Source organism: Paenibacillus sp. OK076 (genome assembly GCF_900110055.1).
Classification (GTDB): domain Bacteria; phylum Bacillota; class Bacilli; order Paenibacillales; family Paenibacillaceae; genus Paenibacillus.
In genome coordinates, this window is record NZ_FOCH01000015.1 from 1 (window position 1) to 9,971 (window position 9,971).

11 protein-coding genes are annotated in these 9,971 nt (G+C 39.6%); 2 read left to right on the plus strand and 9 right to left on the minus strand.

Annotated features, from left to right (window positions below; translation table 11 throughout):
• The first annotated feature begins 98 nt into the window (after window positions 1-98).
• Window positions 99-1,421, plus strand: a complete 1,323-nt coding sequence (locus BMY78_RS32315; RefSeq protein ID WP_090905530.1) for an amidohydrolase family protein — start codon at window positions 99-101, stop codon at window positions 1,419-1,421.
• Window positions 1,422-1,597: 176 nt separating this feature from the next.
• Here BMY78_RS32315 and BMY78_RS32320 read toward each other — a convergent pair whose 3' ends face one another.
• The 9 genes from BMY78_RS32320 to BMY78_RS32360 all read right to left on the minus strand — a co-directional run bounded on the left by BMY78_RS32320 (window position 1,598) and on the right by BMY78_RS32360 (window position 9,391).
• On the minus strand, window positions 1,598-2,350 hold the full coding sequence (locus BMY78_RS32320) for an IMP cyclohydrolase (protein ID WP_090905532.1): 753 nt from the start codon (window positions 2,348-2,350) through the stop codon (window positions 1,598-1,600).
• Window positions 2,351-2,374: 24 nt separating this feature from the next.
• Window positions 2,375-3,040 (minus strand): hypothetical protein, encoded by a 666-nt coding sequence (locus BMY78_RS32325; RefSeq protein ID WP_090905534.1) that lies wholly within the window; start codon window positions 3,038-3,040, stop codon window positions 2,375-2,377.
• A 40-nt stretch (window positions 3,041-3,080) separates the two neighbouring features.
• Complete coding sequence (locus BMY78_RS32330; protein WP_177185949.1) at window positions 3,081-3,926, minus strand: class I SAM-dependent methyltransferase; 846 nt, start codon at window positions 3,924-3,926, stop codon at window positions 3,081-3,083.
• Window positions 3,927-3,946: 20 nt separating this feature from the next.
• Window positions 3,947-4,576 carry an AAA family ATPase gene (locus tag BMY78_RS32335; protein WP_090905537.1) on the minus strand — a complete coding sequence of 210 codons (630 nt, stop codon included), beginning with the start codon at window positions 4,574-4,576 and terminating at the stop codon, window positions 3,947-3,949.
• A gap of 30 nt (window positions 4,577-4,606) precedes the next feature.
• A complete protein-coding gene (locus BMY78_RS32340) occupies window positions 4,607-5,317 on the minus strand; it encodes a hypothetical protein (RefSeq protein ID WP_090905539.1) in 711 nt (236 codons plus the stop codon).
• A 62-nt stretch (window positions 5,318-5,379) separates the two neighbouring features.
• A complete protein-coding gene (locus tag BMY78_RS32345) occupies window positions 5,380-6,759 on the minus strand; it encodes a nucleotidyltransferase family protein (RefSeq protein ID WP_090905541.1) in 1,380 nt (459 codons plus the stop codon).
• 4 nt (window positions 6,760-6,763) lie between these two features.
• A complete protein-coding gene (locus BMY78_RS32350; protein ID WP_090905543.1) occupies window positions 6,764-7,558 on the minus strand; it encodes an ABC transporter permease in 795 nt (264 codons plus the stop codon).
• Window positions 7,559-7,583: 25 nt separating this feature from the next.
• Window positions 7,584-8,372: an ABC transporter permease gene (locus tag BMY78_RS32355; RefSeq protein ID WP_090905545.1), complete on the minus strand. Its 789-nt coding sequence runs from the start codon at window positions 8,370-8,372 to the stop codon at window positions 7,584-7,586.
• A gap of 14 nt (window positions 8,373-8,386) precedes the next feature.
• The gene (locus tag BMY78_RS32360; RefSeq protein WP_218152295.1) at window positions 8,387-9,391 is read right to left on the minus strand and encodes an ABC transporter ATP-binding protein; all 1,005 of its coding nucleotides are present in this window, start codon (window positions 9,389-9,391) and stop codon (window positions 8,387-8,389) included.
• A gap of 362 nt (window positions 9,392-9,753) precedes the next feature.
• Here BMY78_RS32360 and BMY78_RS32365 point away from each other — a divergent pair.
• A partial coding sequence (locus BMY78_RS32365) for a TetR/AcrR family transcriptional regulator (protein WP_143067106.1) occupies window positions 9,754-9,971 on the plus strand: 218 nt, incomplete at its 3' end.

A 9,971-nucleotide genomic window follows, 5' to 3' on the forward strand; every position in this document is an offset into this window, starting at 1 on the left:
TTTTTTTAACCTAAAAATGAATTAATTATTCACTATTGAAAAGAGTATCTTTTTTACCCCAACTACTCACCTCACCCACATTCTAAGGAGGAACATACATGAACACCGCTTACGCATTGAAAAATGTCAATCTGATCCACGGCGACTCAAGCCGCAATCTGCAAAAAAACATGACCCTTCTCGTCAATGAACAAGGACTTATCCAGGATATCGGCCGAGATCATGAGTTGCATACCCCAAGTCACTACACAACCATTGATCTCTCAGGGAAATACGTGATGCCAGGACTGATCAATGCCCACGTGCACCTCTTTGCAGATGGTAAACCGTTCAGTCTTTCGGTCAGTGAAGGTTTGTTGCAGTTTGCCTATGATCGGATATTGAACACGAAGTTCGGCAGAAACGTTTTGAAAAAACGCATGAAACGCAACGCGCTGACCGCACTCCATGCGGGTGTAACGACGATGCGCAGTGTAGGGGAATTCTTTTACACGGACGTCCAGCTGCGGGATGAGATTAATAACGGCGACTTTGTCGGCCCTAATCTGCTTGTCTCCGGGTTTTTCCTAAGTGTAACGGGCGGACATGGTGCTCCATTCCTCGCTCTGGTGGGCGACTCTCCGTGGGAAGCACGAAAAAATGTACGCATCAACGTGAAACACGGTGTGGATTTGATCAAAATCTGTGTGACGGGAGGCGTGACGGATGCGAAAATGGTTGGCGAAGCTGGTCGTTTACAGATGACAGTGGAGGAAGTTGCGGCGATCTGTGATGAAGCGCATAAGATTGGTTTGCGGGTGGCAGCGCATGTGGAGAGCACGGAAGGCGTACGGGTTGCGTTGCAAGGTGGCGTCGATACGATTGAGCACGGTTCGGAGATGGATGACGAAATCATTCGTTTATACAAAAATAATCCCAATGCCCTGAATGGTTACACCGCACTCATCCCCACCCTGCAAGCCGCTTATCCATCCGCTTCACTGGATACCAGCGTAACGAAGGTAAGTGCAACGGTAAAAGAGAATTCCAGACTGGTCTATGATTCCATGCTCAAGGGCGTCAAGCAAGCAATTGAAAACGACATCACCATCGGGATCGGCACCGACGCCGCCATGCCTTACGTGACTCACTATGATATGTGGAGAGAGATGGACCACTACATGAGACAGGCCAACCTGAACAACAAACAGGTCATCGACATGGTGACTCGAACTAATGCGAAGATCCTCGGTGTTGACGATGTTACAGGGACGGTGGATATCGGAAAACATGCCGATCTGATCATCATGGAGCAAAATCCGCTGGAACATATCGAAGCTTTGTCAGACATCTCTATGGTCATGGTCAAAGGAAATCTAATTCAAACACCATCTGTCACAAGAATCAAAGAAGTCGACGATGTTCTACACTCCGTTTGGTGAATTCAGGAGTGAAATCATGCTTGGGATACTGATCAATTGTTTTTCCATTATATGCGGGAGTACCCTCTGGGCCATCTCCAAAAACTTCATGAATGACGGTTATTTTTCCTTAAGACAAACTATCACAGAAACATATAAAAAGTCGACAACATTTAATTGCCGACTTTTTACGATAATTATGATTGGGTAATTCCACTGTATGAATGCTTATTAATGCAGTTAATGGTGACTTTCCCGTTCTCAACATGAATATATTTGGCTAAAACAGCTACTTTGGTTTCCCTATTTAAGGTATTCCAATAAAAATCAAGCGTTTCGTTGATATCGTCAAAGACGCTGACTATAAACGGCTCGCCCTCAAAAGAAGGAATCGGGTCTCCATTTGCCGCATAGGTTGTTATACAGTGGCCAAGCCCAGGAATGGCTTTTTCGTAATTATAGATATTTCTTATACAGTATTGCGGATCATTATAAAACGATTTTAATATGGATAACTTATAACGAGGTACGGCTGTTCCGATTTGCAACAATCCAGATATTCTCGGAGTAAAATTAGGTGGGTCCGGCTCAAACTCTCGTTCATCCAGGGCATTCTCGAAAGTTTTCCCTGCACTCAGAGCATGATAAATGGTTTCTGTCTGATCTCCATTCGATATAATATGATGATCTTCATAGAATTTTATCGGAGAATAAATAATTAATGATGGATCTGTCAGTTTGGAGGAATCAAAAGCCTCCGTCCGAACGAACCCATTTTCCTCCACGAATATACGATTCTGGCTGTTCTCGCTTCTCCCCATTATCCAATAAATCTGAACGTAATGCAGCTGATCAGGCGTAAGACCGATGACGATACCTCTTCCAGGATATTGGTTTTCTCTAAGATTGTTTAAATTACGTTCCAAAACTTCATTAACATGACTACTCATTTCTGATCTCCTTTCGAACGTATGTTAAGGCAAGAATGTAAATTGATAATTAGACAAACTTGTATAAGCTTCTTTCAGTTGCTTGTCCGGACTAAACGTATACGAAAAAGTCCCTTGATCCAAATTAAATATCTTAGCTCCCTTTTGCAATGTTTTACCTCGAATAAACAGCGTTATGCAATGCTCATCATCGCTATCATTGATAGTTTGATGTGCGTAATCAAGCAATCCCGAATTGGTATCCCCTGTATTTAACATATATTGATCTAACAGTTCCAATTTTGCTTCCATCGTATCTTCATTGGTTTCAAGAACTTTCCACAGTTTTTCTCTGTACGAACCGGCAAGAATGATGGTTGAATAGATCCACTTATGACTGTGTACTTTAGGGACAGACTCTCCATTATGCTTTTTGGATTTGAACCTGTGCAGTCTCACACGAAAGCGATCTTCAGTATCCATATGCAACATGAATTTATCCATCGTTATCCGTGGATATTGATTATGGGGTTTATAATCGTTAAAGAGTTCTTCATTCGTTGCAATTTCCCGACAACGTTGCTGAATTTCCTCAGGATATTTAATGATTTTTTTTAAAGCTTCTTCCACTTTTAAGCACTGCTCTTGCGTAGGTTCATCCCAATTAATCTCCGTTTCCAGATAGGCGATAAATTCATTCCAAGTTGTCAACTTCATCGTCTCCTTTACAAATGAACTGGATTTGCCCTGATTAGTTATTTTTAATATCCATTTTTTTGGATAAAACCGCATGACTTCCCATTCCAAAATACTTAAGTATCGGATGGTAACTAAACCTGTCCAATTTTCTCATTAAAGGCAACCAAGCATTAAACCATGGCAGTGGAATCGCATCCGGGCCAAATTGGACAATTTCAAACCCGCCCTCTTTCAGGCTCTTTCTCATCTTCCATGGAAATCTCCACAAATGCTTGTTAACCCTCCCGAATTCCTCCATGTCTTCCGCCACCCCCTCGTCACCTTTTACCGCATGGTATAACAATCTCCATGAACCATAAATTAACGAGAAGGGGCTCTTCCAGGAAAACTCGAAATAATGGGCACCACCGAGTCGTGATATTGCACAGAAATTCAAACATGTTGGAAGCGCAACGATAGCTTTGTTTTGACTGACCCTTCTTATTTCTTCCAGACCTTGTTTGAAGTCGGGGAGGTGTTCCAAAATATGCAATGCAATTACGTTTTGAAACGATTGATCCTTAAAAGGAAGTTCAAAAGGTAACGCTTCCACAAATGTGATTTGTTCTTTCACACCTTGAATCTCTGCAAATTTTTGAATCACTTTCAGATTTTTCTCCGACACATTACTTATGGTCACATTCAATCCTTTTTTGGCTGCTAATACGCCAAGTATACCATCTACAGAGCCGCCTCTCCCAATATCAAGCAGACTCTCTCCAGTTGTTAGGTGAGATAGTAACTTGTCAAATTTAGCTCGATGAATATATTTTTTCAACTCATGGTTTGAATTCCACCTACTGTCCAATCGCTCATACAAGCTTTCGAAACTGATATTGTCGAATACTCTTAAATCCACAACATGTGCAACTCCTTTTCTTATCGTGTATTGAAGATGGGTCTATCTGCGTTAATTTCATCGACCCATGACAGTATTTTCTCAATATCACTGTCCGTATTATCTTCAATATATAAAATGTGCTCCGAATCTCTTAAGCCGGAAAAGAATTGGCATATATTTTCTATGAACTCATAGGAGTCCTCACTCAAAAATACGTCGTCCCTTGTTTTTCTTGTTCCCTCTTTTCGTCTTCCATCGAGCCTTCCAGCCACCACTTCAGGTGGCGGATTTAACACAATGGTATACGGTTGATAACCACTATGCTCAAGAATGAACTTCAGTCTCTCAAAATGTTGCTCTTCGAACCAGTTTAATTTCCGATAAGTCGATATATAAGCAGCTGAATCATAAATTCCCCGAGATGTAATGATTACGTTTTCAGGTTTGGAGGCAGCTAATGTGTCTGCATAATTAGTCAGGTAGATTCTGTGGTAAAGTCTGATTAAGCAACGCTCAAAATCAGACAAATTCCTGATGTTGGGAAACTCTTTGAGAAAATCAATGTCAAAATCGTTTTCGTAGAAAATATCATGTTTTTCATTTAATTTGTTTAACAACGTCGTTTTGCCTGACCCGTGCGGACCTGATAAAAAAATGGGATGCTTCATTTTCGCCTCAAACCTCCAGTGTAGATTCTCTTATAAAATTTCATTCAATATGTCGATCTTGTTGAATTCAGCAGAGTTTGGTCGTGATCTTTGAACAAATTCAAACTTTCTGTCCCCAGATGGAACCATGTCTGAGCCAATCACTTCAAACAGATCATTTGCCGTAAGAACCAAAGCATCAACCACCTTAATTTGGTTGTTATCCGAAGGTTTCATTTTTGATGTATATCCGTTATATTCAATTTCAAATTGGTACTGAAATTGATTGTATGCTTCGCAGATTGTTACTGCCAATGAATATATCCTTCCATCCGTTGTATTGAGCAAAAAATCTTTGATACGCCTCTTTGTCATACACCCCATATAGTGAACATGGTTTTTCTCCAATTCCGATTTGATAGCATTTAAGTCATATAGAAATGTCTCATCATTACAATAGACCTGGAACGATTGCAAATGTAACACTTCGTGTCTCTTTTTCTTTAACATCAACCTGTTTTCATATTCAAAGATGGAGTACTCTACGTCGTTATCAGAAAAAAAATGCGTTGTCATTGTGCTTCGTACTTGGACGGGATCAATTACATATCGACCACTTCCTTTAAGTGCATTCTCTATAAGCGCTAAATAATGAGATAATTCCAAACCCTTTTGCTGAAATTCAAACTTAATCTCAAATTCCCTGTCGGGGAATTCTCTTCCAATTCGTTGGCAAGACAAAAAATCTTTTTCTTTTTCCAAATCATCACCTCAGGAAATTATTATTTTGATTACATTTTCAGATTCATCCCTCCTTCATATAATCAACACTGGTAAACAATATCAATAAAATAAAAATTGCTACTAACGTGTCTCTCTAGATGGTGTTCAACAAACAGAATGATATGATCATAATGATTACTCATTAGGTCAGGAATATCCTCTTGGCTGATTTTGAATTCCACAGCATATCCTCTATCCGTCCGATCATATTTGACAACATCCCTAGAAAAATATGCAAATTTGTTTCTCGTCAGCGTTTTTCTAAACTTCCCTATTTGGATATGAATAACATCATCGTCTATGTCTGAGTCCGTATTCACATGTACAGTGACGGATAATATATCTTTCATTAGGACTTCCATCTCTATCTCAGGTGATTCCCCGCCATTATTTTTCTCAATTCCTAATAATGGATATTTTATACTCTTATTGGAATATACATTACGTGCATGACATGAGACCTTAGCCTTCGAAGAATCCATAACCCTGAAGATAGGGTCTAACTTATCTGTCACTGTAATATCCTGAATTCTTTCAGGAATAAACCATGTGTTAAATTGCCAGAAAAATATTTGTGGGTATTTTGAGTAAGTTCTTAACCCATCCATATAAACTAGCTCCATGCCGAATAATTCCTGGGTGATATAATTAGTGAAAGACACAGCATCTTGAGCCCCATAAAGATTAACCAACTGTGCAAAAACACCTCTGTTAAAATTCTGATGATCTATTAACTCGATAACTTCAATGACCTCGATCAGCTTCATGGATGGAGCTTTGGCGAAACCCGTCACATAATCATTGAATATATTAATGCAAGCGATTAAAGCTGACATCGTTACTGTAGGAATCAGACAATCCGGCAATTCTACCGTATGATGAATGATCGAATCGTAATCCAAATAATTTACGAACTGCAATGGTTCATTCGTAGTTAATTCTTTGTTCAACTCCCTCTGCCCCAGATCTCTCGGATATGAAGCAATCGGAAAATGCCGATGCAAATCAATTTCAATAGAATCTTTAGTTAGCATGGAATATTCATGCGGATTGGGTGACTTTATTTCATTGAAACCATCCTCCAACAGAATCCTGACAAATTCGGAAGGATCTTGCGCAAAAACATCAACATCCTTGCTTTTCCTTAATAAAGCGGTATTCCCGGTCAAGTAAAACGCTGTAAACCCCTTGATAACTAATGGTTTTATTCCTTGTCTTGAATGAACTCTTTTCAAAAAAGCTAATTTATCCTCATTCAACTTCTTGATGTTATACAGATCAATTTGTAACTCTTCTGTAAAATCACCATCGAATCGATCACTAACGAAACTCTCTAATCGATGTTGCCTGACAAATTGGATGGCCCCCATTTTGTCCGTTTGAGGTATAAGATTCGAGATGGCCTCCTTTATTTGCTCCACAGACTTAACCTCCTGCACCTTGATATTTATTCACGCTGAGCATCCACAGACGGTAACCGAGTAAATAAACCAGAGGACCTATCACAGGTACAATCCACATGCTCCATGATGACAACAGCGCTGTGCCTTTGGTAAGCAAGAATGCAGCTGGATAGAAATTGATGAACGCAAATGGAATGACAAACGTTAAAAGTACTTGTATGAATGTGCCAAATACAGGGAGTGGATACGATATGAACTCCTTAAATTTAAAAAATAAGGTGAACAAAAAATTTGTTCTAATCCAAATAAAAGATACGGCTCCGATTACCGACATGAATCCAGCCTGAATCATGGCCCCGCCAATAATACAGAGAATAAGGTACAGCACTTCAACCTCGGATAAATTCAGATTTAACTTAAAAAGTGCCCAGAGCAGCACAGACCCGGATATCGCCACATGTGCAAGGTATCCCAAGTTGAATCCCCTGCATACCAAGTATAGGTATGGATTAACGGGTTTGATCAATATGGAATCAAATGTCCCATTCTTCACTTGATTCTCAAGATCCCGCATTTGCACAAATGAAAAAGAGGCTCCTAGTGCATATGTGAACAGCCCCAGACTGTACAACAACGCAATTTCAGGCCAAGACCAACCTGCCAGAGTATCAAACTTTCTTAGGAAAAGCCAAATAATAATATAATCTCCGGTATAATTAATGATTTGAGCGATAACTGCAAGGAGGAAGTCCCCGCGATATTCCATTCTTTCTTTGGTTAACAAAAAGACTAATTTTCCGAAAAGTTTTAATGTCATTTAGTTCAACCTCTCTACAGCTACATTATCCACCTTGGACCACCAGACGTTTGATCGCCCTATTCCATAACCAGCACACCAGAAGAGTCAGCCCCGCAGTCCATGCTAAACCTGTGAGAATAAAAGTTCCTATCTCCTGAACCTTGATTGTTCCTAAATAGATTGCAGCAGGAAGATATCCCAGGTACAGGAAAGGAAGCATTTTGGTTATGGTCACCCACGATTCCGGAAAAAACCATAAGGGTAAAAACGAACCAGAGAAAATCGTGATGAATCCGCCCAACATCCAATTTAATGCAAAGTGATTCATGAGCCAAAAAGCCAGTAAAGATATAAGGTACCCCAACAAAAACGAAATGGCCAATGCCAGGATTAAAGCAATCAAAAAAAACAGAAAATGAGTTGCCGAAGCTGGAGGAAGAAAACCAAAGAAAATCCATGCGATGAATAAGGAAGGAATAGAAGTAAACACCAACTGATAGAATGAATTCCCTAGTCCCTCAGATAATAGGTGAAGAGGATAAGAAAGAGGTTTAATAAGTTCCGAAGCGATGGAACCTGTTTTGAGGCTGTTATCCACTTTTGTACTAATTCCGGTAAGTAACAGGGCAGCAAGCAACGTGTTGATAATGCTATATGTAATCATTTGCTCTACACCTACGCCTTCAATCTCTCCATTCCCTAGAACTGCTCTCCAGATCTCAGTCAGAATCAAAATAGCCACAAAATTCCCCAATAATCTTAGCCATACTTCAGAACGATATGAAAGTTGATTCGAGAATGTTTTTACACCGAACATAATATACGTTTTCAACTCAGGCCCTCCTTTCACAACTCATTCGTTCTATTTTCTTCGTCCAATTTTCTATAGAGTTTCCGAATGACTGTATCTATGTCTGCGCTTTCAATAGAAACATCTTCAATCAAATGTTCACTGGCGATCTGATTTACGCAATCAAATACGGTCCTGTCGCTTTTTTCAAATAGGTACGTTTTCCTTAGCCCTTCGTCCTTTATAAGTTTAATCCCTGGTATTTCAATCACTTTTGGCTCTTCCCGGAAGTAAATGATCACCTGCCGCTGATCACCCAACGTTGTTCGAAGTTGTTCGACAGATCCGTCATAAACCATATTGCCTTTGTTCACAACAATCATTCGATGGCAAATTTCTTCAATATCCTTCATGTCATGAGTCGTCAGAACAATGGAGACTTTCTTCTCACGATTAATCATCCGAAGAAATTCCCTAATCTGTTCTTTGGCAATGACATCTAGACCAATCGTTGGTTCGTCTAGAAACAAAATTTTGGGATCATGCAGTAAGGCCATTGCGATTTCCACTCGCATTCTTTGACCCAAACTTAATTGTCTAACAGGCTTTTCAATAAATGAGGATAACGCTAGGAGGTTGGAATAATAGTTCAGATTTTTTTGATATGTAGAGTCTGAGAGCTTATATATGTATTTATGAAGATCGAACGAATCACGGACAGGAAGGTCCCACCATAACTGACTCCTTTGTCCAAAAACAACACCAATATGTTGAGAATTGTGCTGCCTGGCTTCATGCGGGGTCAAACCAAGAACCCTCAGCTCTCCAGAAGTTGGAACCAGTATTCCCGTCATCATCTTAATCATGGTGGATTTGCCCGCACCGTTTGGACCTAGATAACCCACTGCTTCTCCTTCCTTTATCGAAAAAGTAATATCACGTACCGCTACTTCCTCCGTATACTGCCTAGTAACTAGACTTCTCAGAGAGCCAACCAATCCCGGAAATCTTTTGTATTGCCGATAAACCTTTGTGATACCGTTTACATCAATGATGCTCATCAATCACACCTCGTCCACTTCATTTAATGTAACACAACACAATTTATTACAATTTCCACCATTCTTTTTAACATATTACCTTTTTGTAAAATGAAAAAATACCATGTTTATTAGATATTTTTCCATATAATAATTAGATGTATTTTATATGTGCAATTTTTATTGTAAATATAATATATATATCTACTCACTTTTTGTGCTATCCTTCAACTCAGATTGCGTTCGCCTTCACCAAAGTCATCTCGTTAAAGCTAATAACGCTATAAGGTCGAAGTTTACCTAGAAATCCCCATTTGACACCCATCTCAAAAAAGCCTATTCTAATAACGAACCAATTATTCACTATTAAGGAGTCGTTCCCGATGGTGCAAGCTAAGAAAGACGAAGTCAGGAAAGAGATTGAATACGCGGCGCTCAAGGTCTTTTTTGAAAAAGGCTATGTGGATGCCAAGATGAGCGATATCGCGGATGAGATTAATATTTCTGTGGGCAATATCTATACTTATTTTAAGAACAAGAAAGAACTATTCTACGCCGTCGTGCCGCCGGATCTAGTGGATTATCTGAAAAATGTGCTGGT

Coding starts and splice junctions, on each gene's coding strand:
- BMY78_RS32335 (WP_090905537.1), bottom strand. CDS start 4,576: ATGAAGCATCCCATTTTTTTATCAGGTCCGCACGGGTCAGGCAAAACG.
- BMY78_RS32320 (WP_090905532.1), bottom strand. CDS start 2,350: ATGAGTAGTCATGTTAATGAAGTTTTGGAACGTAATTTAAACAATCTT.
- BMY78_RS32360 (WP_218152295.1), bottom strand. CDS start 9,391: ATGAGCATCATTGATGTAAACGGTATCACAAAGGTTTATCGGCAATAC.
- BMY78_RS32350 (WP_090905543.1), bottom strand. CDS start 7,558: ATGACATTAAAACTTTTCGGAAAATTAGTCTTTTTGTTAACCAAAGAA.
- BMY78_RS32315 (WP_090905530.1), top strand. CDS start 99: ATGAACACCGCTTACGCATTGAAAAATGTCAATCTGATCCACGGCGAC.